Annotated in this window: 21 protein-coding genes and 1 pseudogene; 12 read left to right on the forward strand and 10 right to left on the reverse strand. The window is 58.6% G+C overall.

Annotated features, from left to right (window positions below; translation table 11 throughout):
* The first annotated feature begins 20 nt into the window (after positions 1-20).
* Positions 21-1,355 (forward strand): DEAD/DEAH box helicase, encoded by a 1,335-nt coding sequence (locus QN399_RS12600; RefSeq protein ID WP_322182100.1) that lies wholly within the window; start codon positions 21-23, stop codon positions 1,353-1,355.
* A 41-nt stretch (positions 1,356-1,396) separates the two neighbouring features.
* On the opposite strand, the gene QN399_RS12605 is transcribed toward QN399_RS12600, so the two are convergent.
* Together QN399_RS12605 and QN399_RS12610 are read right to left on the reverse strand one after the other, a co-directional pair.
* On the reverse strand, positions 1,397-2,641 hold the full coding sequence (locus QN399_RS12605; protein WP_330201019.1) for a TIGR03862 family flavoprotein: 1,245 nt from the start codon (positions 2,639-2,641) through the stop codon (positions 1,397-1,399).
* A 223-nt stretch (positions 2,642-2,864) separates the two neighbouring features.
* Positions 2,865-3,785, reverse strand: a complete 921-nt coding sequence (locus QN399_RS12610) for a histone deacetylase (protein WP_322182098.1) — start codon at positions 3,783-3,785, stop codon at positions 2,865-2,867.
* 132 nt (positions 3,786-3,917) lie between these two features.
* Here QN399_RS12610 and QN399_RS12615 point away from each other — a divergent pair, with 132 nt between their 5' ends.
* The 3 genes from QN399_RS12615 to QN399_RS12625 all read left to right on the forward strand — a co-directional run bounded on the left by QN399_RS12615 (position 3,918) and on the right by QN399_RS12625 (position 6,097).
* Entirely contained in the window at positions 3,918-4,487 is a 570-nt protein-coding gene (locus QN399_RS12615; RefSeq protein ID WP_322182096.1) for a GNAT family N-acetyltransferase, read from the forward strand.
* Between the two features lie 150 nt (positions 4,488-4,637).
* A complete protein-coding gene (gene tesB / locus QN399_RS12620) occupies positions 4,638-5,507 on the forward strand; it encodes an acyl-CoA thioesterase II (protein WP_323565669.1) in 870 nt (289 codons plus the stop codon).
* On the forward strand, positions 5,504-6,097 hold the full coding sequence (locus tag QN399_RS12625; RefSeq protein ID WP_322182092.1) for an HAD family hydrolase: 594 nt from the start codon (positions 5,504-5,506) through the stop codon (positions 6,095-6,097). The genes tesB and QN399_RS12625 overlap by 4 nt, the downstream gene beginning before the upstream one ends.
* 107 nt (positions 6,098-6,204) lie before the next feature.
* Here the strand turns inward: QN399_RS12625 and QN399_RS12630 are convergent, their stop codons facing one another.
* The 4 genes and pseudogenes from QN399_RS12630 to QN399_RS12645 form a co-directional block, all read right to left on the reverse strand.
* Positions 6,205-7,188 (reverse strand): alpha/beta hydrolase, encoded by a 984-nt coding sequence (locus QN399_RS12630; protein WP_322182090.1) that lies wholly within the window; start codon positions 7,186-7,188, stop codon positions 6,205-6,207.
* 4 nt (positions 7,189-7,192) lie between these two features.
* A pseudogene (locus QN399_RS12635) lies at positions 7,193-7,414 on the reverse strand (neutral zinc metallopeptidase); the annotation flags it as partial.
* Between the two features lie 179 nt (positions 7,415-7,593).
* Positions 7,594-8,679, reverse strand: a complete 1,086-nt coding sequence (gene trmA / locus QN399_RS12640; RefSeq protein WP_330200998.1) for a tRNA (uridine(54)-C5)-methyltransferase TrmA — start codon at positions 8,677-8,679, stop codon at positions 7,594-7,596.
* Positions 8,676-9,971 (reverse strand): NCS2 family permease, encoded by a 1,296-nt coding sequence (locus QN399_RS12645; protein ID WP_322182086.1) that lies wholly within the window; start codon positions 9,969-9,971, stop codon positions 8,676-8,678. Before QN399_RS12645 ends, trmA begins: the two co-directional genes overlap by 4 nt.
* A gap of 256 nt (positions 9,972-10,227) precedes the next feature.
* Here QN399_RS12645 and QN399_RS12650 point away from each other — a divergent pair, with 256 nt between their 5' ends.
* Positions 10,228-10,779 (forward strand): DJ-1 family glyoxalase III, encoded by a 552-nt coding sequence (locus QN399_RS12650; RefSeq protein WP_322182084.1) that lies wholly within the window; start codon positions 10,228-10,230, stop codon positions 10,777-10,779.
* Between the two features lie 31 nt (positions 10,780-10,810).
* Here QN399_RS12650 and QN399_RS12655 read toward each other — a convergent pair whose 3' ends face one another.
* Positions 10,811-12,058 carry an MFS transporter gene (locus QN399_RS12655; RefSeq protein ID WP_330200999.1) on the reverse strand — a complete coding sequence of 416 codons (1,248 nt, stop codon included), beginning with the start codon at positions 12,056-12,058 and terminating at the stop codon, positions 10,811-10,813.
* A 337-nt stretch (positions 12,059-12,395) separates the two neighbouring features.
* Here QN399_RS12655 and QN399_RS12660 point away from each other — a divergent pair, with 337 nt between their 5' ends.
* Genes QN399_RS12660 through QN399_RS12670 form a run of 3 tightly spaced genes read left to right on the forward strand, consistent with a single transcriptional unit; the run spans position 12,396 to position 15,030 of the window.
* Positions 12,396-13,835, forward strand: coding sequence for a cytochrome ubiquinol oxidase subunit I (locus QN399_RS12660; RefSeq protein WP_322218072.1), 1,440 nt, complete (start codon positions 12,396-12,398; stop codon positions 13,833-13,835).
* A gap of 3 nt (positions 13,836-13,838) precedes the next feature.
* Complete coding sequence (gene cydB, locus QN399_RS12665; RefSeq protein WP_322182078.1) at positions 13,839-14,846, forward strand: cytochrome d ubiquinol oxidase subunit II; 1,008 nt, start codon at positions 13,839-13,841, stop codon at positions 14,844-14,846.
* A gap of 16 nt (positions 14,847-14,862) precedes the next feature.
* Entirely contained in the window at positions 14,863-15,030 is a 168-nt protein-coding gene (locus QN399_RS12670) for a DUF2474 domain-containing protein (protein ID WP_322182076.1), read from the forward strand.
* Between the two features lie 88 nt (positions 15,031-15,118).
* Here QN399_RS12670 and QN399_RS12675 read toward each other — a convergent pair whose 3' ends face one another.
* The gene (locus QN399_RS12675) at positions 15,119-16,243 is read right to left on the reverse strand and encodes a class I SAM-dependent methyltransferase (RefSeq protein ID WP_322182074.1); all 1,125 of its coding nucleotides are present in this window, start codon (positions 16,241-16,243) and stop codon (positions 15,119-15,121) included.
* 129 nt (positions 16,244-16,372) lie between these two features.
* Complete coding sequence (locus QN399_RS12680) at positions 16,373-16,840, reverse strand: LuxR C-terminal-related transcriptional regulator (RefSeq protein ID WP_322182071.1); 468 nt, start codon at positions 16,838-16,840, stop codon at positions 16,373-16,375.
* Between the two features lie 382 nt (positions 16,841-17,222).
* Between QN399_RS12680 and QN399_RS12685 the strand changes: the two genes are divergently transcribed.
* Positions 17,223-17,999 (forward strand): ferredoxin--NADP reductase, encoded by a 777-nt coding sequence (locus QN399_RS12685; protein ID WP_330201000.1) that lies wholly within the window; start codon positions 17,223-17,225, stop codon positions 17,997-17,999.
* 36 nt (positions 18,000-18,035) lie between these two features.
* On the opposite strand, the gene mscL is transcribed toward QN399_RS12685, so the two are convergent.
* Complete coding sequence (mscL, locus tag QN399_RS12690) at positions 18,036-18,485, reverse strand: large-conductance mechanosensitive channel protein MscL (protein ID WP_322182067.1); 450 nt, start codon at positions 18,483-18,485, stop codon at positions 18,036-18,038.
* 269 nt (positions 18,486-18,754) lie between these two features.
* Between mscL and QN399_RS12695 the strand changes: the two genes are divergently transcribed.
* From QN399_RS12695 to QN399_RS12705, 3 genes are all read left to right on the forward strand, one after another.
* Positions 18,755-20,296: a catalase gene (locus QN399_RS12695; protein ID WP_330201001.1), complete on the forward strand. Its 1,542-nt coding sequence runs from the start codon at positions 18,755-18,757 to the stop codon at positions 20,294-20,296.
* Between the two features lie 152 nt (positions 20,297-20,448).
* Positions 20,449-21,816: a DNA repair protein RadA gene (gene radA / locus QN399_RS12700; protein ID WP_322182062.1), complete on the forward strand. Its 1,368-nt coding sequence runs from the start codon at positions 20,449-20,451 to the stop codon at positions 21,814-21,816.
* Positions 21,817-21,999: 183 nt separating this feature from the next.
* Positions 22,000-23,718 (forward strand): ShlB/FhaC/HecB family hemolysin secretion/activation protein, encoded by a 1,719-nt coding sequence (locus QN399_RS12705; protein ID WP_330201002.1) that lies wholly within the window; start codon positions 22,000-22,002, stop codon positions 23,716-23,718.
* The last annotated feature ends 128 nt before the right edge of the window (positions 23,719-23,846 follow it).

Here is a 23,846-nt window from a genome sequence, read left to right on the forward strand (position 1 = left end):
ATTTTCCCTACGGTATCCCCATGACATTCGCCACTCTCGGCCTGATCGAACCCTTGTTGCGTGCCGTTACGGCCCTCGGCTACCAGACTCCGACGCCTGTGCAGGCACAGGCGATTCCTCCGGTGCTGGCCGGCCGCGACTTGATGGCCGCCGCCCAGACCGGCACCGGCAAGACCGCAGGCTTTGCCCTGCCGTTGCTGCAACGCCTGACGATGGAAGGCCCAAAAGTGGCGGCCAACTCGGTGCGCGCACTGATATTGGTGCCGACCCGCGAACTGGCGGAACAGGTTCATGAAAACATTGAGCAGTACAACGAAAACCTGCCGCTAAAAACTTACGCGGTGTACGGCGGCGTCAGCATCAATCCGCAGATGATGAAGCTGCGCAGCGGGGTCGATGTACTGGTGGCAACCCCAGGTCGCCTGCTGGATCTCTATCGGCAGAAAGCGCTGAAGTTTAATCAATTGCAAATCCTGGTTCTCGATGAAGCTGACCGTATGCTCGACCTCGGTTTTTCCGAAGAGCTGCGTGATATCTATGCGGCCCTGCCCAAGCGTCGTCAGACCTTGCTGTTCTCCGCGACCTTCTCCGACGCAATCCGCCAACTGGCCGGGCAGATGCTTGATGATCCACTGACCATTGAAGTCAGCCCGCGCAACGTCGCGGCGAGTTCGGTCAAGCAGTGGGTGATCCCGGTAGACAAAAAGCGCAAGACCGAACTGTTCATCCATCTGCTGAAAAAGCAGCACTGGAGTCAGGTGCTGGTATTCGCCAAGACCCGCGTGGGTGTTGATCAACTGGTCGAGCGCTTGCAAGGCTTGGGCATCAACGCCGATGGTATTCATGGTGACAAACCGCAGGCAACCCGTCAGCGTGCGCTTGACCGTTTCAAGGCCCGCGAGGTCCAGATTCTGGTCGCTACCGACGTTGCCGCACGCGGTTTGGACATCGACGATTTACCGACCGTGATCAACTTCGACCTGCCGATCGTGGCCGAGGACTACATCCACCGGATCGGGCGGACCGGGCGTGCGGGTTTGACTGGCGAAGCGATTTCGTTTGTCTGCGCCGACGAAGTGGAGCTGCTGTCTGCCATCGAAACCTTGACCCGCCAGACTCTGGAGCGTCATGAAGAACAGGATTTCGAGCCGGAGCATCGCGTGCCGACCACCGACGCCAGCGGCCAGATTCTGAAAAAGCCGAAGAAGCCGAAAAAACCCAAAGTGTCAGGCGGTGGCAAACGTAACTTGGGCAAATGGGTCGACAGCGGCGAAACAGCCGCTGACGTGCCGATGGTCAAGGCTGTGCGCAAAGTCCCTGTGTTCAATACCGGGCCACGCAAGAAAAAGCCTTGATGTAGAGCGCGCGCTGTCCACCATAGCGGGCAAGCGCGCGGCTACAGGGCGTTGCTGTGAAGCCATTCCAGCATGCCCAACCCCGCCGCGCGGCCACTGGCGAAACACGCCGTCAGCAGGTAGCCACCGGTGGGGGCTTCCCAGTCGAGCATTTCTCCGGCGCAGAACACGCCCGGTAGCTGTTTGAACATCAGGTTTTCCGTCAGCGCTTCGAACGGTACGCCGCCTGCGGTGCTGATGGCTTCATCCAGCGGTCGTGCTTTGACCAGTGTCAGCGGCAAAGCCTTCAGCACCTTGGCCAGTAGCGCCGGATCGGCGAACGACTCAGCTGGCGCCAGTTCGCGCAATAACGCCGCCTTGACCCCGTCTATCCCCAACTGACTGTGCAGGTGCTTGGACATTGAGCGCGAGCCGCGTGGTTTGGCCAGCGCTGCCTGGACTTTTCCAATCTCCTTGCCTGGCAGAAGGTCGATGTATACGGTCGCCGAGCCCTGTTGATTGATCTGCTCACGGATGTGCGCCGACAACGCATAAATCAGGCTGCCCTCGACGCCGGACTCGGTCAGTACACATTCGCCCAAGCGAGGCGTTTGTCCTTGCAGGCCGATGGCGATGTTCTTCAGCGGGGCGCCTGCAAATTTACTGCGCATCAGTTCGCTCCAGTCCGCTACCTCAAACCCGCAGTTGCTCGGTTGCAGGGCTGTGATGCCGATACCCCGTTGTTCCAGCCAGGGCAGCCAGGCGCCATCCGAACCGAGCCGCGCCCAACTGGCGCCGCCCAACGCCAACAGGACCGCGTCGGGTTTTATCGTTTGTTCGCTGTCAGCGTGAGCCATGCGCAACTCACCTTGGGCGTTCCAGCCCAGCCAGCGATGGCGGGTATGCAGGGTGACGCCTGATTCGCGCAGGCGCTTGAGCCAGGCCCGCAATAGCGGCGCCGCTTTCATGTCCGTGGGGAACACCCGGCCCGAACTGCCGACAAAAGTCTCGATGCCCAGTTCGTGAATCCAGTTGCGCAACGAATCGGCGCCAAAGCTGCGCAGTAACGGCGCGATGAAGGGCGCGCGTTCGGCATAACGGGAGAGAAACGCCGGGTAGGGTTCGGAGTGGGTGATGTTCATTCCGCCAACACCTGCCAGCAGGAACTTGCGACCTACCGAGGGCATGGCATCGTACAGGTCGACCTTGATTCCGGCCTGGCTCAAGACCTCGGCCGCGATCAATCCCGCAGGGCCGCCGCCAATGATCGCGACTGAATGAGCAACAGCTGGAGGGACGTGGGTCATGGCGCACTGCGGGTCGGCGAAGTAAGCCGTGCATTCTACCGGAGGACAGACGCTCTGTTCAGGGCTGTGCGCAGGATCAGCCTGTGGAAAACTCTTGTTCAAAAAACATACAGCTGTCGCCAGGCCACGCAGAATAAGGCCTTGAGAGGCTTTCGCTCAGGTTATCCACAGGCAGTTCCACAGCCATTGTGGACAGTTAAGGCGGGACGGCAGCGGTAAAGACTCAGTTCAATCCGGCCGACAGCCATACCTTTTGCGCACTGTGGTGCAGAATCCCGTGCCGTCGCGCCAGCGCCTTGCGGTCCTTGCTGTAGCCTCCGCCGATCACGCCCATCACCGGAATGTCCCGGTGCAGGCAATGGCGCAGCACGGCTTCATCGCGAGCTGCCACCCCGGCGTCGGTAAGTTGCAGATAACCCAGGGCATCGTCCTTGTGCACGTCGACCCCGGCGTCATACAGCACCAGGTCCGGCTGATAGAACGGCAGCAAGTAGTTCAATAAATCGTCGACCACTTTCAGGTAATCGTCATCGCCCATGCCCATGGGCAGCGGGATGTCCCAGTCACTTTCGGCCTTGCGCGCCGGGAAGTTTTTTTCGCAATGCAGGGAAACGGTAATCGCATCGGGCGTGTTGGCGAGGATGCGTGCGGTGCCGTCGCCCTGATGCACGTCACAATCGAAGATCAATATGCGTCCGACTCGACCGCTTTCCAGCAGATAGTGGCTGATCACTGCCAGATCGTTAAAAATGCAGAAGCCGGCGGGGTGGTCATAGTGCGCATGGTGCGTGCCGCCCGCCAGGTGGCACGCCATGCCGTGTTGCAGCGCCTGCTCGGCCGCCAGCAGCGAGCCGCCCACCGCACGCACTGTGCGCTGCGCCAGGGCCTCGCTCCACGGCAGGCCGAGGCGGCGCTGGTCTTCGCGGGACAGGTCACCGCTCATGTAGCGCTGGATGTACGCCGGATCATGGGCCAGGGCCAGAACATCGCTCGGGCAGACGTCCGGGCGCAACAGTTGAGCGTCGGTGGTCAGGCCGCTTTCAATCAGGTGGTCGCGCAGCAAACGGAATTTATCCATCGGAAAGCGATGCTCAGCCGGGAAATCCGGGCTGTAATCATCGTGGTAGATGAGTGGCAGGGGCATTTTACTTCCGGTCAGGGGTCGAAACTGAATGTTGCCAGCATTGTCCATGCCCGCCCAGCACCTTGATTGAGGGTTGCTGAGCGGTGTACTACTTCGGCAAGTCATTTACCGGATGGTGATAGGAGCAACCCGATGGAGCGGATACTCGAACTCAACAGTGCCCGGCTGCTGATGCGGCAGTGGCGAGATGACGATTTGCCGGCGTTCGCGGCGATGTGTGCCGACCCGCAGGTGATGCGTTATTTTCCAACACCCATGAGTCGGCTGGAAAGCGCGGCCCAGATCGGACGAATGCGTGGGCATTTCGCCGAGCTGGGTTTTGGCCTGTGGGCATTGGTGCGCCAGGACACAGGGGCATTTATCGGCTTTACCGGATTGGAAGTGGTGAGTTTTGACGCTCACTTCACCCCGGCTGTCGAGATCAGCTGGCGTCTGGCGCGGGAACATTGGGGTTTGGGTTTTGCCAGCGAGGCCGCCTGGACCGCTCTGCGTTGCGGTTTCGAGCGGCTGGATCTGGATCAGATTGTGTCTTTCACTGCGCAGAACAATCTCGCGTCACAGAAAGTCATGCAGGCCATTGGCATGCAGCATGATCTGTCGGATGACTTCGAGCATCCAAAACTGGCTGACGGCGATCTGTTGAAACCTCATGTGTTGTATCGAATCACTCGGCAACAATGGCTGCAAACCCTGAAGGGATGAGTAAGGCTGGCGTCGACAAATTCTGTATCATTTGGCCATTGGCCGTGCAGACCGGAATAAACCCTTAGGGATACCCTCGGTCTCTGCCTGAATACGTCGCCCGCCGCAGTCTTGAAGGCGCAGCATTGTTTTTGTGAGAGGAGTCCCTGAATGAGCCAAGTGCTGGATGATCTGGTTGAACTGCTAACCCTGGAACCCATTGAGGAGAACCTCTTTCGTGGGCGTAGTCAGGACCTTGGCTTTCGCCAGTTGTTCGGCGGGCAAGTGCTGGGCCAATCCCTGTCGGCAGCCAGTCAGACGGTCGAAGACGAGCGCCACGTGCATTCGCTGCACGGCTATTTCCTGCGTCCCGGCGACGTCGCCTTGCCTGTGGTGTATCAGGTCGACCGGGTGCGCGATGGCGGCAGCTTCAGCACCCGCCGGGTCACGGCTATCCAGAAGGGGCAACCGATTTTCACGTGCAGCGCATCGTTCCAGTACGACGAAGAAGGTTATGAGCACCAGTCCACGATGCCGGACGTCGTCGGGCCAGAAAACCTGCCCTCGGAACTTGAATTGACCCGCCAGCGTGCGCACCTGCTCTCGGATCACATGCGTGAAAAACTGCTGTGCCCCAAGCCGATCGAGTTCCGCCCGGTAACTGACATTGATCCTTACAACCCTAAGCCGACAGAGCCGATCAAATACGTTTGGTTTCGCGCCGACGGCCCGCTGCCGGATGTTCCAGCGCTGCATAAGTATATGTTGGCGTACGCCTCGGATTTCAATCTGCTGACGACGGCGTTGCAGCCTCACGGCAAGTCGGTCTGGCAGAAAGATATGCAGGTTGCCAGCCTTGATCACTCCCTTTGGTTTCACGCCGATCTGCGCGCCGATGACTGGTTGCTGTACGTGATGGACAGCCCTTGGGCCGGTAATTCCCGTGGTTTCTCGCGTGGCAACGTGTACACCCGCGCAGGCAAGTTAGTGGCCTCTGTTACCCAGGAAGGCTTGATCCGTCATCGCAAGGATTGGGCATGAGCCTGGCGGAGGTTCGGCATTGGGTGTTCGACATGGATGGCACCCTGACCTTGGCCGTGCACGATTTTCCGGCGATCAAGCGCGCCCTGGAGATTCCGCAGCAGGATGACATTCTCAGCCATCTGGCCGCGCTGCCGCCCGAGATTTCAGCGGCCAAGCATGCCTGGCTGCTGGAGCACGAGCGTGAGCTGGCACTGGCGTCGCAGCCTGCAGCTGGCGCTGTCGAGCTGGTGCGTGAGTTGGCGGCGCGCGGATATCGGCTGGGCATCCTCACTCGCAATGCCCGCGAGTTGGCGCATGTAACGCTCGGAGCGATTGGCCTGGCGGATTGTTTTGCCGTCGATGACGTTCTCGGGCGCGACGAAGCACCGCCAAAACCTGATCCCGGAGGGCTGCTGAAACTGGCTCAGGCGTGGAATGTCGACCCATCACAGATGGTAATGGTCGGCGACTACCGCTTCGACCTCGATTGTGGTCGTGCGGCAGGCACCCATACCATATTGGTCAACCTGCCCGAAAATCCATGGCCGGAACTGACCGACTGGTACGCCAGCGATTGCTTTGCATTGCGCGAGATGCTGGCGTTTTAAGCCAGCATCTATCTATCAAGCAACCAACAACCATTTGAAATAGAACATTATGTTGGCGCTGACGTGTAACTACGCGTCCCGCTGCGAACCGACGTCTGTTGAGTCGCTCACTGCGGCCTGAACAATGCGGCCTGCCCTTCAGGCGAGGTGAAGATCGCGTCGCCGTCATGGCCTACGCCAGGCACTTCAATTAACCGCTGGTTCAGCCCTTCAGGGTGGCGCTGCTGCAGATAATTGAAGAAGTTGTGACCACGAATCAGGCGGTAGGCGCCCTGGGCTTCGGCGGCGCAGGTTCTATCCAGTGCCGGGTGATCGATGTCGGTATCGAGCTGACCCAGCAGGTAAGTGACGTCACGCTTCACATAATTCTGTTCGATCTGCTCGACGGTTTGCTTGCCAGCGTAAGGCGGCAACTTGTTCATCCCGTATTTCCAGGTATCGAACCCCGGGCAAGACGCCTTGTCCACCGGTCCAGGCCGCTGTGCGTCGAAATACGCGTATGACGACGGGTTGGCGACCACGTAACGCAGGGTGACCCCGGCTTTCTCCAGCGCGGCCCCGCCCTTGCCAATCAATACGTAGCGCTGAACCACCTGCGCGCCACCCGAATGCCCGGCGATAACCACTTCCTGCAAGGCAGGGAACAGTTTGCGATCACTCAGCTTTGTCAGAATCTCGTCAATGACGGTAAAGGAGCTCACCGGCACCGGCCCGATGGCCGCGTCACCCTCCATCCAGTCGTCTTTGTGCCAGCGCAGTATCGAATCCGGCAGTTGGTGTTTGACGATGTCTTTTCGATCCAGGAACTGCGGAGCGATCAGCAGGGTAGTGCTGCGATACCCGGACCGATAGGCCGCTCGTTCGGCGCTACGCAGGTAGGTTTGCGCGTTGCGCAAGCGACCGTGAATGACGATCACGGCGCGTCGGGTATTGGGTTGCGGCGTTTTCCAGTCTTTGCTCAGGCCGACAGTCGCCAGACCGCCATTGATGGCCAGTCGCTGGGGGCTGAGGGCTTTCACCGCGGTATCCGCTGCATTCGCCGTAAGGCTTAGGAGGGTGCTCAACAACAAGACCAATAGCGGTTTTATCATGTGATTAAAGGCTCTTTGCGGCGAAAGTGTCGCACTGATTGAGTTGGCCCTGAGCGAAACCTGTTTTGAACCAGCGCACGCGCTGTGCAGAGGAGCCGTGAGTAAACGAATCGGGTACTACGCGGCCTTGACCCTGTTGTTGCAAGTGATCATCGCCAATGGTGTTGGCTGCGTTAAGCGCTTCTTCAATATCATCCGGCACCCACCAATTCAAACGCTTTTGTGCGTCCTAGGCTCAAATCCCTGTCGGACCATCAGTCTGAAGCGCATGCACCTCATTTTAAGCCAGGGGCAAGGGTTACACATAACAGAGACTTGTTGCGGATATAGAGGGGGGGTTAGTGCAAATAGTTCTGAAGACTGGGGCGCGTGCAGACTTTATCGCTACGGCGCCCCCGTCGGCGGTTATCGCCGAACCAACATCACCCCTGATTCCATATGGTGTGTATAGGGAAACTGGTCGAACAGTGCGCAGCGTTCGATGCGGTGGGTGTCATGCAGTTGCGCGATGTTCGCCGCAAGGGTCTCCGGGTTGCAGGAAATATACAGGATGCGCTCGAAACGCCGGCTGAGTTCGCAGGTGTCCGGGTCCATGCCGGCGCGAGGCGGATCGACGAAGATGCTTCCAAATTCGTAGCTCTTCAAGTCGACGCCCCACAAACGGCGGAACGGGCGAACTTCATTCAATGCTTCGGTCAGCTCTTCGGCAGACAGGCGAACCAGGGTCACGTTGTCCACGCCGTTGTCGGCAAGGTTGCTCAGGGCGGCGTTGACCGAGGTCTTGCTGATCTCTGTCGCCAGTACTTTGCGCACGCGAGTCGCCAGGGGCAGGGTGAAGTTGCCGTTGCCGCAATACAGCTCCAGCAAGTCGTCGTCGCGCTGGCCGAGGGCATCGAATGCCCAATTGAGCATCTTCTGATTCACCGCGCCGTTGGGCTGGGTGAAGGAGCCTTCCGGTTGCCGATAGCTGAAGGTGCGCCCGGCTACCTGAAGCTCTTCGATCGCATAGTCCCGACCGATGACGATGCGCTGGCCCTTTGAACGGCCGATCACGCACACATTAAGGTCGGCCGCGAGCTGTTCCGCAACCGCCTGCCAGTCGTCATCCAGTGGCCGGTGATAGCAGAGGGTGATAATCGCATCGTCTGCCAGCGTGGTCAGGAAGTCCACTTGGAACAGCTTGAAGTTCAAGGTCGCGCTGGCTTCCCATCGTGCACGCAGCAGCGGCATCAAGTCATTGATGCGCTGGCTGGCGATAGGGAAGTCGTCGACCAGAATCGGCGTGTGGTTGTTGCCGGGAACAAACATCGCATAGAAGCGCTGCTGATTCTCGCGCCACAAACGGAACTCGGCGCGCAGCCGGTAGTGCTCGGGGGGCGAGTCAAATACCTGCGGTTCGGGTGCATCGAACGGTGCCAGCAATTCACGCAGGCGCGTGGTTTTTTCTGCGAGCTGATGGCTGTAGCTCGTAGGGTCGAAAGGGACACTCATGCGTTAAACCAACCCAACTTGATCACGAACAGGATGGACAGAATCACCAGCGCCGAATTCAGTTCGTGCCGGCGCCCGGACAACAGCTTGATAGCCGTCCAGGAGATAAAACCAAAGGCGATGCCGTTGGCGATGGAGTAGGTGAACGGCATCGCCAGGGCGGTAATTACCACTGGTGCGGCAACAGTGATGTCGTCCCAGTCTATTTCAGCCAGGCCCGACATCATCAACACCGCAACAAACAACAGGGCGGGTGCCGTGGCGAACGCCGGAACGCTACCGGCCAGCGGTGCGAAGAACAACGCCAGCAGAAACAGGATCCCGACCACCACGGCGGTCAGGCCGGTTCGTCCGCCCGCGCTCACGCCGGCTGCCGATTCGATGTAACTGGTGGTGGTCGAGGTGCCCAGCAGCGAACCGGCCATGGCGGCGGTGCTGTCGGCGATCAGAGCACGGCCCATTTTCGGCATGTAGCCGTCCTTGCCCATCAGACCCGCGCGTTTTGCGACGCCGATCAGGGTGCCGGAGTTGTCGAACAGATCGACGAACAGAAAGGCGAAAATCACGCTGAACAGACCGATATCCAGTGCGCCCCGGATGTCCAGTTGCAAGAAGGTCGGTGCCAGCGATGGCGGCATCGACATCACGCCGCCGAACGGGGAGAAGCCGAGCGCGATGGACGCGATGGTCACGGCCAGAATGCCGATCAACACCGCACCACGCACGCGCAGGGCTTCCAGCGCGACGATCAGGAAAAAGCCCAGGGTGGCGAGGATCGGTGCCGGCTGTTTCAGATCGCCCATGCCCACCATGGTGACCGGGCTGCCGACCACGATACCGGCGTTGTGCAGGGCGATCAGCGCCAGGAACAAACCGATACCGGCCGCAATCGCCGAGCGCAGCGCCAGCGGAATGCTGTTGATGATCCATTCGCGAATCTTGAAGATCGACAGCAGGAAAAACATCACCGCCGAGATGAACACCGCACCCAGCGCCACTTGCCAGGTGTGGCCCATGTGCAGGACCACGGTGTAGGTAAAGAAGGCGTTGAGGCCCATGCCCGGCGCCAGCGCAATCGGGTAGTTGGCGATCAGGCCCATCACGGCCGAACCAATGGCGGCCGCCAGACAGGTGGCGACGAACACCGCACCCTTGTCCATACCGGTTTCGCCGAGAATGCTCGGGTTGACGAACAGGATGTAGGCCATGGCGAGGAAGGTGGTAACGCCCGCAAGAATCTCGGTGCGCACATTGGTGTTGTGTGCTTTGAGTTGAAACAGCCTTTCCAGCATGCCTGGCTCCCCGTGACGCGTCCTGCGCCTTGAATGAATCGACTAAAGCAGCAAAGCACAGACTGTGCCACTGGCCTGTACATTTTCTGTAGGTCGGAAAAAGCCGCGCATCATAACAGCAGCGTGTGTGGATGGGGGCGAGCAGATGCTTAGTGGAAAGCAGGCCGGATTTCGGCCCTGCACGTTATCGACGCTCGAAGCTGTCGGGCCATATAAAGCTGACTAGACTCAACGCATCACTGCAAAGGATTCGTGTATGACGTTAAGAGCCCTGATCACCGTCGCCGACGGCATCGACGATCTGCAAAGCGTGACCCTGATCGATGTGCTGCGTCGCGCCGAGATTGAAGTGCTGGTCGCCAGCGTCGAGTCCCGACGCATGTTGACGGGCGCGCGTGGCACGCGGTTGACCGCTGATGCGATGCTGGTCGATGTGCTGGCGCAAAGCTTCGACCTGATCGTCTTGCCCGGTGGCATGCCAGGCGCACAGCGCTTGGCTGATCATCAGCCGTTGGCCCAGCGAGTGAATGAACAGGCGAAAGCAGGACGGTTTTATGCCGCTATCGGTGAAGCACCTGCCGTGGCATTGCAGGTGTACGGCGTGCTCAAACAACGGCGCATGACCTGTCATCCGGGATTTAGTGATCGGTTGTCGGGGTGTACGTACGTCGATCAACCGGTGGTGGTCGATGGCAATTGCATCACCGCGCAAGGTTCTGGTGCAGCGTTGGCGTTTGCACTCACGCTGGTGGAACAGCTGTGCGGTAAAGGTAAGCGGGCGGCCATGGGTAAGTTGCTGCTTATCTAATGTCGCCCGTCGTGTAAGACAACGCGATCTGTCAGGCTGGCTGTTTCTCTTGCTCCATCACCAGATCGCGCATTCGGTCGCGCCTGGCCAGGCTGGGGAAGAGTTTGATCCAGGTCCCTGTGACGGCAAGTGTACCGATGCCGCCGAGTACCACGGCAGGCACAGTCCCCATCCAGTGGGCAGTGAGGCCGGACTCGAACTCACCGAGCTGGTTGGACGCGCCGATGAACAAGCCATTCACTGCACTGACCCGGCCGCGCATTTCGTCCGGTGTTTCGAGCTGCACGAACGAGGCGCGAATCACCATGCTGATCATGTCCGCCGCGCCGAGTACGACCAGCACCGCCAGGGAAAACCAGAACGAGGTCGACAGGCCGAAGGCAATGGTGGCGACGCCGAAGATGCCCACAGCGGTGAACATCACCCGCCCCACGTTGCGCTCGACCGAGAAGCGCGCTAGCCACAACGACATCAGCAGTGCACCCACTGCGGGAGCCGAGCGCAGCAGACCAAGCCCCCAAGGGCCGGTCAGTAAAATGTCTTTGGCGAATACCGGCAGCAGTGCCGTGGCGCCCCCGAGCAAGACCGCGAACAGGTCCAGCGAAATTGCGCCGAGGATGTCCGGACGGCTGCGAATATAACGAATCCCGGCCAGCAGCGAGTCCAGGGTGGCCTTGGCTTTGTTCAATGGCGTCTGCCGCGCAGGCAGATTGAGCATCAGCGCGCAGGCAATGACATACAGCAGCACCGTCGGGCCGTAGACCCAGGTGCTACCGAACGCAAACAGAAAGCCGCCCAGCGCCGGCGCGACAATGGTCGCCGACTGTTGCGCTGACTGTGCTGCCGCCACCGCCCGCGGAAACAGAGAGGTGGGCACGATGGAGGGCAACAGCGCCTGGGTGGTCGGCATTTCGAAAGAGCGGGCGGCACCGAGCAAAAACGAAAGGATGAAGATCATTTCCGGGGTGACGCTGTTGGTGGTGCTGCCGATCACCAGTGCCAGGGCGATCAAGGCCTGGGCCGCCTGGCAGATCGCAGAGACCTTGCGTCGGTCATAACGGTCAGCCACATGCCCGGTGTGCAGCATGAAAATCACCCGGGGGATGAATTGGGCCAGGCCCACCAGGCCCAGATCCAAAACGTTGCCGGTCAGTTGATAGAGGTTCCAGCCGATGGCCACGGTCAACATCTGAAAGCCGCTGGCGGTGAAAATTCGCGCAAACCAGAAAGCCAGAAAGGGTCGATGATGACGCAGCAACTCAGGTGCTTGATCAGGCATTGGAAAGGTGGCCTCGGCGGTGAATGCGAGAGATTATCACGTGCTTTGTAACATTTGTTTGCCACTGCGGGCACACAGCAATCCGGTGTTGCGAACGTGGGGCAACTCGCCACGCGACAATCGACCACACAGTTCGCCATCCAAAACAGGGCTACTCTTTGATCAATGGTTGATCTGCGTCAAAGCATTTGCTGGCTTTGCATGCTCGTCGGCTGCACGAATCCCCGCGTTGCGAAACAAAACAGAACAATTTCAACCCGCAGCACTCCATATCCGTGGGGGCAGTCGCTGCTGACCTCGGGTCAGTAGCCGGTATCACCTGATTAGAGGAAGTCCTATGTTCGGTTTAGAGGCACTCGATCTCGCCCGAATTCAGTTCGCGTTCACCATCTCATTCCACATCCTGTTTCCTGCCATCACTATCGGTCTGGCAAGTTACCTGGCGGTGCTTGAGGGGTTGTGGCTGAAAACGCAGAACGATGTGTACCGTGATCTGTACCACTTCTGGTCCAAGGTGTTTGCCGTCAACTTCGGCATGGGCGTGGTCTCCGGGTTGGTCATGGCTTACCAATTCGGTACCAACTGGAGTCGGTTCTCTGACTTCGCCGGGTCGATCACCGGGCCGCTGCTGACGTATGAAGTGCTCACCGCATTCTTCCTTGAAGCAGGCTTCCTCGGGGTGATGTTGTTCGGCTGGAACAAGGTCGGGCGCAACCTGCACTTCTTCGCCACGGTCATGGTTGCCATCGGCACGCTGATCTCGACGTTCTGGATTCTCGCGTCCAACAGCTGGATGCAGACCCCGCAGGGCTTTGAAATCGTCAATGGCCAAGTGATTCCGGTGGACTGGTTCGCGGTGATTTTCAACCCGTCGTTCCCCTACCGTCTGGCACACATGGCCACAGCGGCATTTGTGGCGACGGCGTTTTTTGTGGGTTCCTCGGCGGCCTGGCATTTATTGCGCGGTCGCGACACCCCGCAAATTCGCACCATGCTCTCCATGGCGATGTGGATGGCGTTGCTGGTGGCGCCTGTTCAGGCAGTGATCGGCGACTTCCACGGCCTCAATACGCTCAAGTACCAGCCGGCTAAAATCGCCGCGATTGAAGGTCACTGGGAAAATGTCGGCAATGAGCCGACCCCGCTGATCCTGTTCGGCTGGCCGGACATGAAGGCTGAAAAAACCCGTTTCGCCGTGGAAGTCCCCTACTTGGGCAGCTTGATCCTGACCCACACGCTGACCGAGCAAGTGCCCGCGTTGAAGGACTTCAAACCTGAAGACCGGCCTAACTCGACCATCGTGTTCTGGTCGTTCCGGGTCATGGTCGGGTTGGGCTTCCTGATGATCTTTACCGGTTTGTGGAGCCTGTGGCTGCGCATGCGCGGCAAGCTTTATCACTCGCGGGCATTCCTGTACCTCGCCTTGTGGATGGGCCCGTCGGGTCTGATTGCGATGTTGGCGGGCTGGTTTACCACTGAAATCGGCCGTCAACCGTGGGTCGTCTACGGCCTGATGCGCACCGCCGATGCGTCTTCCGGGCACAGTTTCGGGCAGATGAGCCTGACCCTGGGATTGTTCGTGGTGGTCTACTTCACGCTGTTCGGCGTTGGTCTGGGCTACATGATGCGCCTGGTGCGCAAAGGCCCGGTCAGCAACGAAGGCAAGGAACAGAACCCCGGTGGTCCGGGCCAGCAACGCACGCCTGCACGTCCTCTCTCCGCTGCCGAAGACGGCTCCGACGGTGATGACACTCACAGCCTGAGCAAGGGGAATTGAGTCATGGGTATTGATCTTCCGCTTATCTGGGCTGTGATCATCATCTTCGGGATCATGATGTATGTGGTCATGGACGGCTTCGACCTGGGGATCGGGATTCTTTTCCCCTTCATCAAGGACGATTCCGAGCGCGATGTGATGATGAACACCGTGGCCCCCGTGTGGGACGGTAACGAAACCTGGCTGGTCCTGGGGGGCGCAGCATTGTTTGGCGCCTTCCCGCTGGCCTATTCGGTGGTGTTGTCGGCGCTGTACCTGCCGCTGATCCTGATGCTGATCGGTTTGATCTTTCGCGGGGTAGCCTTCGAGTTCCGCTTCAAGGCCAAAGATGATAAGCGCCACTTGTGGGACAAAGCGTTCATCGGCGGCTCGTTGACCGCGACCTTCTTCCAGGGCGTAGCGCTGGGGGCGTTCATCGATGGTATTCCAGTGGTCAATCGCCAGTTCGCCGGGGGGGCACTGGACTGGCTGACGCCGTTCACGATGTTCTGTGGCGTCGCCCTGATCGTCGCTTATGCGCTATTGGGCTGCACCTGGCTGATCATGAAAACCGAAGGCAAGCTGCAAAAGCAGATGCACGATCTGGCTCGGCCGTTAGCCTTGGTGGTATTGGCGGTGACCGCTATCGTCAGCATCTGGACGCCGCTGACCCACCCTGAAATTGCCACCCGCTGGTTCAGCCTGCCGAACCTGTTCTGGTTCCTGCCGGTGCCGATTCTGGTACTGGTGACGATGTATGGTCTGCTGCGTGCCGTGGCACGCAATGCTCACTACACGCCGTTTTTGCTGACGCTGGTGTTGATCTTCCTCGGCTACAGCGGGTTGGGCATCAGCCTGTGGCCGCACATCGTGCCGCCGTCGATCACTATCTGGGAGGCCGCCGCGCCGCCACAAAGCCAGGGCTTCATGCTGGTGGGCACGCTGTTCATCATCCCGTTCATCCTGGGCTACACCTTCTGGAGCTACTACGTGTTCCGTGGCAAGGTCACCCACGAAGACGGCTATCACTAGTGAGGAGGGGATGACGATGTCTGCTGAAGAATCTTCCCATGAACCGGACCCGGCGCTGAAAAAGCCGGTCTGGCAGCGCGTAGCCTGGCTGGTTGGGATCTACGCCGGCAGTGTGCTGGCGTTGGGGATAGTCGCTTACGGTATGCGGCTGTTCATGAACGCGGCAGGGCTGACCACGCACTGAGGGCTTGCGCAAGTTCCTGGCAGGAGCGCGCTTGCAACTACGCGTCCCGCCGCGGTTTGCCTGAAGCACCGCCATCGCGGCGGTGCCTTTACTTGCGCGCTTTAAGCACCACGAACTTCGGGGTTGTGGCCACTTGCTCGACGCCGCGAAACAGTCGCGCCAGTTTGCTGTGGTAGCCCAAATGGCGGTTACCGACGATGTACAGTGCGCCGCCGACCACCAACGCATCGCGCGCTTGCTGGAACATACGCCAGGCGAGGAAATCACCGACCACCTGTTGTTGATGGAAGGGCGGATTGCACAGCACCACGTCCAGCGAGTCAGCTTCCTGACCGGCCAGCCCGTCGCCGGCCCGCACAATAACCTCGCGCTCACCCAATGCGGTCCGCCAGTTTTCAGTGGCTGACTGCACGGCCATGAACGACTCATCCACCAGCGTGTAATGCGCTTGCGGATTGGCCAGTGCGCTGGCAATGGCCAGCACTCCGTTGCCGCAGCCCAGGTCCGCTACACGTGCCGAGCCGAGGTTTTTCGGCAGGTGCGGTAGAAACGCCCGGGTGCCGATATCCAGTCCTTCGCGACAGAATACGTTGGCGTGATTCACCAGTTCGATGACCGGGTCTTCAAGTGTGTAACGGCTCGGGTAGGGTGAGGGCTGCACGCCTTTGATGTGCGGGGTGGCAAACAGCAAGCGCGCTTTTTTCACCGCCAATGACGCCTGCACCGGTCCGATGTATTGCTCCAGCAAATCGCCCGCCGCGCGCGGCAGATGCTTGATCATCGCAGCTGCAATCACCTGCGCGCCGGGTGCCAGTTGCCCCTGCAAGCGAATCAGTTGTTCTTCGAGCAAGGCCAGGGTCTTCGGGACACGGATCAGTACCCAATCGAACGGTCCGGTGAACATGTCACTGGCCGGAATCATCGGCACGGCATCAAAGGCCTGGCCGTTGCGCACGAGGTTTTTTTCCAGTGCTAGCGCGGCGAGAAAGGAGTCGCTGCTACTCATCACCTGCGCGTGGCTGGCGAGGCTGGCTGCCAGCGCGCCAAAGCTGTCGTTGAGCACCAGCACGCGGCTGTCTGGAGTCAGGCCCTGCTCCGCCACATGACTGAGCAGGTATTCATCGGCTGCGTCGAACGCCTGCAACGGCTCGTTCTGTTGGTCAGGCTGGCGGATGAGATCGAGCTGAGCGAAAGGGCTGTTAAGCAGGGGCATGGGCAGGGGAACTCTGTTTTCGGAGACTATTGCGCACGTCTCTGATGTCAAGACGCGCGCAGAAGCCGTCGATTTTACGTGTTTTTGCACCCGGACATCTGCTGGATTTCCGAGGGGCTAAAAAAACGCTCAGAGAATGCCGTTCAAGGCAGCCTGCACCACGGCCGAGGTTTTGTTGGTCGCACCCATTTTTTTAATCGCGTTGGCGATATGAAAATTGATCGTGCGTGTTTTCAACTTGAGGATGGTACTGATGTCATCTGCCGTTTTGCCTTTGGCAGACCATTTGAGTATTTCAGTTTCCCGGATCGACAGCGATGGACTGATGGAGGGCGGGGTTTGGGTCAACAACCGTTCTGTCATGAAGGTCCGTAGCAGGTGGCACAGCCATAAAGTTTGTTCGACTTTCTTGTAGCACTCTGTGGATGAAGTCGTTTCGTGATTACGTGTCTGTGTCAGTCTTTTTTTGACGCCACGAAGGTCCTGAATAGAGTGGACTTCGCCCCGCCTTAACCGAGAGGAAAAGGCATTTTCCCAAACGGATTCTTCCACAGTGGCCATCAATGTCTCTAGTTGATCCGGGTTCAAGCTGTTCATGATTGAGCTTCCATACTCGATACATACGATTCCCAGTGTAGGAGGGATTTCCTGCACTGGGAGGTCAGTAGGGGGCATCAAGTCATCGGGTGAATGGCTTGGCCGTTACACGCTATTCAAATGAACGATATTTTTTGGTTCACTTTGCCATAGACCCCCTGCTTGTGCGGGAGGAGGCCACGACTCTCGAAAAAAACGGGCCCTGTTAAGTCCAGATTGGAATGATTCGGCGTGGTGTTATACGTTTTTGTATTTAGAGCATTTGCTTATGGTCAACACGCTCTTTTCTTCTAAATGCCACTACAAACCGCCGGTGTTTATCGACGTCGCTTTGCGGGACACTGGGCGCTCCTCTTTTTAATTGCAGGAGCCAGGAGCGCCCATGACTGCCAGCGCAGAGAAATACACCCACCAGACGCTGCTCAACGTCACGCCATTGACCTCGAATCTGTTCACCTTGCGTACCACCCGCGATCCCGGTTTTCGCTTTCGGGCCGGTCAGTTTGCACGGCTGGGCGTGACCAAGGCCGATGGCAGCATTGTCTGGCGGGCGTATTCGATGGTGTCGTCGCCCCACGATGAATTTCTCGAGTTCTTTTCCATCGTGGTACCGGACGGCGAATTCACCAGCGAACTGAGCCGCCTGCGTGAAGGCGACACGTTGCTGATCGATCGTCAGGCATTCGGCTTCTTGACCCTGGACCGCTTCGTCGACGGGCGTGACCTGTGGATGTTATCCACGGGCACTGGCATTGCGCCGTTCCTGTCGATCCTGCAGGACTTTGAGGTGTGGGAAAAATTCGAGCGCATCATTCTGGTCTATAGCGTGCGTGAAGCCCGCGAGCTGGCCTATCAGCAACTGATCGCCGGACTCACCGAGCGGGACTATCTGGCCGACTACGCCGGCAAGTTACTGTTTTTGCCGACCGTCACCCGCGAGCATTACCCCGGCGCATTGGGCGGACGCATTACTCAGCTTATTGAAAGCGGCGAGCTGGAGCGGGCGGCGGGGCTGAAAATGACCCCCGAGCACTCGCGAGTCATGCTGTGTGGTAACCCGCAAATGATCGACGACACCCGCCAGATGCTCAAACTGCGCGACCTGCAACTCAGTCTGAGCCGCCGCCCGGGGCAGGTGGCGGTGGAAAATTATTGGTAAGTGGCCGCTCCCACGCGGGGAACGATCAGTGGTGCATCAACCCAGCCGGGTTGGATCGGCAATCACACTTTCCAGCGGTCTGCCGTTCTGCACTTTCAACAAGTCACGGATCTCGCTCAATAGCACTTCTTCCGGGCTAGGGGTGGCCGGCAGCGTTGGCGCAACAGCCTCTTCGCGTTTGAGGCGATTGATGGCCTTGACGCCCATGAAGATGGCGAACGCCACGATCACAAAGTCGATAATCGACTGGATAAACTTGCCGTAAGACACGACCACGGCCGGCAGAGTGCCTTCTGCAGGTCGGAGGGTAGCGGTCAGATCGCTGAAATCCACTCCGCCGATCAACAGCCCAATAGGTGGCATGACAACATCGCCGACGAACGACGAAACGATTTTTCCGAAGGCCGCGCCAATGATAATCCCGACCGCCATGTCGACCACATTGCCTTTGACGGCGAATGCCTTGAACTCGCTTAGTACGCTCATAGGTTGTTCCTTGTTACAGATGAGTGGGTTAACGCAGTGTAATTCAGCTATACGCATCGCGCCCTGCGACTTGGCAATCGACCGAAAATTGCCTGATTAGTTTTACCAGGGTTTTCAGATGGATTCTGTATCAAGCTATCTTTTTGAAAATAAACAAGTTTTCAGATGTGTTTCATAGGGTGAGTTTTGCGAAAAAAAGCGGCGATTGCTTTTAGGATTGAAGGGCGCAGTTGAATGCGCCTAAAAATCTTAATAAAAGGACTTTAAGCATGAACGCCACCCTCGCGCTCGGAATTGTTTCCCGCCGAAGACTTCTGAGCCTTTTGACGGTCAGCCTGCTTTCCGTTTCAGTGCAAGCCGCAAACCTGACCCGCGATAACGGGGCGCTCGTCGGTGACAATCAAAACTCGCAAACCGCGGGCGAGCACGGCCCGGTCTTGCTGCAAGACGTGCAGTTGATCCAGAAGCTTCAGCGGTTCGATCGCGAGCGTATCCCCGAGCGTGTCGTGCATGCTCGCGGCACAGGGGCCCATGGTCAGTTCACGGTAACGGACGACCTGAGCGACTTGAGCAAAGCCCACGTTTTCGCAGCGGGTGAGACGACCCCGGTGTTTGTGCGATTTTCCGCCGTGGTGCATGGCAATCATTCCCCTGAGACCTTGCGCGATCCGCGAGGTTTCGCGACCAAGTTCTATACCCGTGAAGGCAATTGGGATTTGGTAGGCAATAACTTTCCGACTTTCTTTATTCGCGATGCCATCAAGTTCCCGGACATGGTGCATGCGTTCAAGCCGGACCCGAGGACCAACCTTGACGACGACTCTCGTCGGTTTGATTTCTTCTCCCATGTCCCAGAGGCCACCCGCACGTTGACCGAGCTGTACTCCAATAACGGTACGCCAGCCAGCTACCGTGAAATGGACGGTAACGGTGTGCATGCCTACAAACTGGTGAATGCCAGGGGCCAGGTTCACTACGTGAAATTCCAGTGGAAGAGTTTGCAAGGCATAAATAACCTCAACTCGAAGCAGGTGGCTGAAGTGCAAGGCCGTGATTACAGCCACATGACCAACGACTTGGTGACCCATATCAACCAAGGCAACTTTCCGAAATGGGACCTGTATGTGCAGGTGCTTAAGCCTGAAGCGTTGGCGGCGTTCGATTTTGACCCGCTGGATGCCACCAAAATCTGGCCAGACGTTCCTCAGCGCAAGGTCGGGCAGATGGTCTTGAACAAGAACCCGGGCAACGTTTTCCAGGAAACCGAGCAGGTCACCATGGCGCCTTCCAATCTGGTGCCGGGCATTGAGCCGTCCGAAGACCGCCTGCTGCAAGGACGGGTCTTCTCGTATTCCGACACGCAGTTGTACCGCCTGGGTGCAAACGCGCAGCAACTGCCGGTCAATGCGCCAAAAGTGCCGGTTAATAACGGTAATCAGGACGGTGCGATGAACGCTGGTCACAGCACGTCGGGTGTTAACTATCAGCCGAGTCGCTTTAACCCGCGTGAAGAGCAGGCCGATGCCCGTTACAGTCAACTGCCGTTGGCAGGTACAACCCAGCAAGCGAAAATCCAGCGTGAGCAGAACTTCAAGCAAGCGGGAGAGCTGTACCGTTCCTACAGCAAAAAAGAGCGGGCCGATCTGATTGAGAATTTCGGCGGCTCATTATCTTCCTCCGACGATGAAAGCAAGCACATCATCCTTTCGTTCCTTTACAAGGCAGATCCGGAATACGGCACCGGCGTCACCAAGGTTGCGATGGGCGATCTCGTTCGGGTAAGAGCGCTGGCGAAAAAACTGACGGACTGATTCAGGCGGGTCGCGTCGCGTCACTTCTGCTCCGGTGCAGCTTGGGCGGGAGCGATGCGCGCAAAGGAATCCCATGAGCGTACTCATGTTTCGCACCCGCTCAGGCGCGCAAACCTGCGTTATGATTGCCCCCTTTTAAGACTGGGGTGGTTATGGCCAAGGCTAAGCGCATGTTCGGCTGTACCGAGTGCGGTGCGACTTTTCCAAAGTGGGCGGGCCAGTGCGGCGAATGTGGTGCCTGGAACACCCTGGTCGAGACCCTCCTGGGAAGCGGTGCCGCAACCCCTCCGAGCGGTCGCTCTGGCTGGACCGGGCAGCAAGCGCAAATCAGGACCCTGGCTGAAGTCAGCGTCCAGGAAGTCCCCCGGTTCTCCACCAACTCTGCCGAGCTAGATCGTGTGCTGGGCGGTGGCCTGGTCGATGGGTCGGTGGTGCTGATTGGCGGCGACCCTGGCATTGGCAAATCCACCATTCTCCTGCAAACCCTGTGCGCCATCGCCGAGCGCATGCCCGCGCTTTATGTCACCGGCGAAGAGTCGCAGCAACAGGTCGCCATGCGCGCCCGACGCTTGGGTTTGCCCCAGGACAAGCTGCGGGTCATGACCGAAACCTGCATCGAAACCATCATCGCCACGGCCCGCATCGAGCAGCCCAAAGTCATGGTGATCGACTCGATCCAGACCATCTTCACCGAACAACTGCAATCGGCGCCGGGCGGCGTGTCGCAAGTGCGCGAGAGCGCGGCGCTGTTGGTGCGGTACGCGAAACAGAGCGGTACCGCGATTTTCCTGGTTGGGCATGTCACTAAAGAAGGCTCATTGGCCGGTCCTCGCGTGCTTGAACATATGGTCGATACCGTGCTGTATTTCGAAGGCGAATCCGACGGGCGTCTGCGTTTGTTGCGCGCCGTGAAAAACCGTTTCGGCGCGGTCAACGAACTGGGCGTGTTCGGCATGACCGATAAGGGCTTGAAAGAGGTCTCCAATCCTTCAGCGATTTTTCTGACCCGCGCTCAAGAAGAAGTTCCCGGCAGTGTCGTCATGGCGACGTGGGAAGGCACCCGACCAATGCTGGTGGAAGTTCAGGCGCTGGTCGACGACAGTCACTTGGCCAATCCACGCAGGGTCACCCTTGGTCTGGATCAGAACCGTCTGGCCATGCTGCTGGCCGTCCTGCATCGCCACGGCGGGATTCCTACCCATGATCAGGACGTATTCCTCAACGTGGTCGGCGGGGTGAAAGTACTGGAAACCGCCTCCGACCTCGCCTTGATGGCCGCTGTCATGTCCAGCCTGCGCAACCGCCCGCTGCCCCACGACTTGCTGGTGTTCGGTGAAGTTGGCCTCTCCGGCGAAGTCCGCCCGGTGCCCAGCGGTCAGGAACGGTTGAAAGAAGCGGCTAAACACGGCTTCAAACGCGCCATCGTCCCCAAAGGCAACGCCCCCAAGGAAGCGCCTCCGGGGTTGCAGATCATTGCCGTGAGCCGTCTGGAACAGGCGCTGGATGCGCTGTTCGAATAACGTAATCGCCGTTTGAAATCGAAAGCCAGCCCTACGGGTTGGCTTTTTTTTCGGCAGGTTGCTTGAAAGGTAATCGCTTACTGAAATGTGTGAATCGACTCGAAACAATAAATTGACGCCATAAAGATGGCGAATTACCATTGGTGTCATATTGACATTAAGTGCTGTCTCGAGGGAACGAACATGTGGAGACTCACCCTCGGGATGAGGTTGTGGATGGCTGTATTGTTGTTTTTTTTGAGTACGTTGAGCCCTGCATTGGCAGCTCCCGGACCCACACCAGGAGAGCAGGACCAGATTCGTGAGCGTCAGGACCGTTTATTGGAAGAACAGCGCAGGCGTCTTGAGGACCTTCGGGAACTCCCCGGCAAGGCAAGTACTCCCAGCGCGCCGACAGCCCCTGCTGAGACTCGCTGCTTCATCATCAAAGACATCGAAATCAAAGGTGCCGATCATCTTTCCGAGGCTGATCGCCAGCAACTGACGCGTCCGTTCCTGGGTAAATGCCTGGGTGTCAGCCAGCTCAACGAACTGTTGAAAGTCATCACCGATCTGTACCTCGACCGAGGCATGGTGACCACTCGCGCCTACCTGCCACAACAGGATTTGTCTGGCGGGCACCTGAGCATTCTGGTGGTTGAGGGTAAGCTCGAAAGCCTCAAGGGTGCCGATGGCAGCGGTTTATCCGCCCGTGAACTGGCGATGAGTTTCCCCGGCAGCGAGGGCGCTATGCTCAACCTGCGCGAGATTGAGCAGATGGTTGATCAGCTCAATCGACTGCCGTCCAATCATGCACAGATGGAGCTGACACCCGGCAACGAAGTGGGCGGTAGTCAAGTGTTGGTCAAAAACACCCCCAGTGCGCCGTGGCAAGCTTCGTTGTCGCGCAATAATAATGGTCAAAAGAGCACAGGCGAGCAGCAAGGGTCTATCGGTCTTGAGTGGGACAGCCCATTAGGGCTGTCCGATCAGTTGATGCTGCGCGACGGCCATGACCTGGTCAGCGATCACACCAGCACCTCAAAAAACGCCTTTCTGTATTACAACCTGCCATGGGGCTGGTGGAACTTCAGCTACAGCTACAGCCAGAGTGACTATCGCTCTCAGGCCCAGGCGAATGGCTTCAGCTTCAAACAGACCGGTGACAGCGAAAACCATCAATTCCGCGCCGAGCGAGTGATCTATCGAGACTCGGTCAGCAAGACCTCGCTCAACGCGGGGTTGGCCTACCTGCGTAGCAACAACTTCATCGAAGACAGCCGTCTCGACGTCAGCAGCAATCGCCTCAGCGAAGCCCAGTTCGGCATCAACCATGGTCGGCGTATAGGCACGGCCTTCGTTAACATTGACCTGGGGATGCAAGACGGTATCGGCGCCTTTGGTGCCCAGAGCAACAACAATCCGGGCCCTGGGCAGCCTGATGCCCGTTACCGCAAATACACGGGTACGTTGAGTTATTTGCAACCGTTCAAGCTGTGGAATGAGTCATTGAGCTTCAGCAGCCTCATGACCGGCCAGCACAGTGAAGACGTGCTGTTCAGCCCACAGCGCATGAGCCTGGGCGGCCAATCATCGGTGCGGGGCTACAAAGACCAGAACCTGTCGGGTGACAGCGGTGGCTATTGGCGTAACGACCTGCGCTGGAGTCGCCCGGTTACGTGGGCCTGGCTGCGCCCGGCGCTGGCGGAATACGGCAGCAGTCTGGGTTACGACCAAGGCGTGATCAGTCGGGATCGCTACAACGGCACACAACATGGGCGCGTATCGAGTGACTCGGTGGAACTCTTCGCCCGAGGCAAATACCTGTCAGCTAGCGTGACTTTCGCTCATTCGCTGGAGCGCCCGGATGCCCTGAGCGAGCGCGAAACGCCGATCTATTTCCAGATGGATTTCTTTCTTTAATTGTTGCTGCACCGAGATATTGACATGGATGTCCAGCAGTACGCTTTCCTCGCTCGCCAGCCCTCCGCTGCCATAGCTCCGCGCGAACGTTTCTGGGGAATGCCCAAGCGTGGTATCGCGCTGATTCT

It is taken from the genome of Pseudomonas sp. 10C3, assembly GCF_036346185.1.
In the GTDB taxonomy this organism is placed as follows: Bacteria; Pseudomonadota; Gammaproteobacteria; order Pseudomonadales; family Pseudomonadaceae; genus Aquipseudomonas.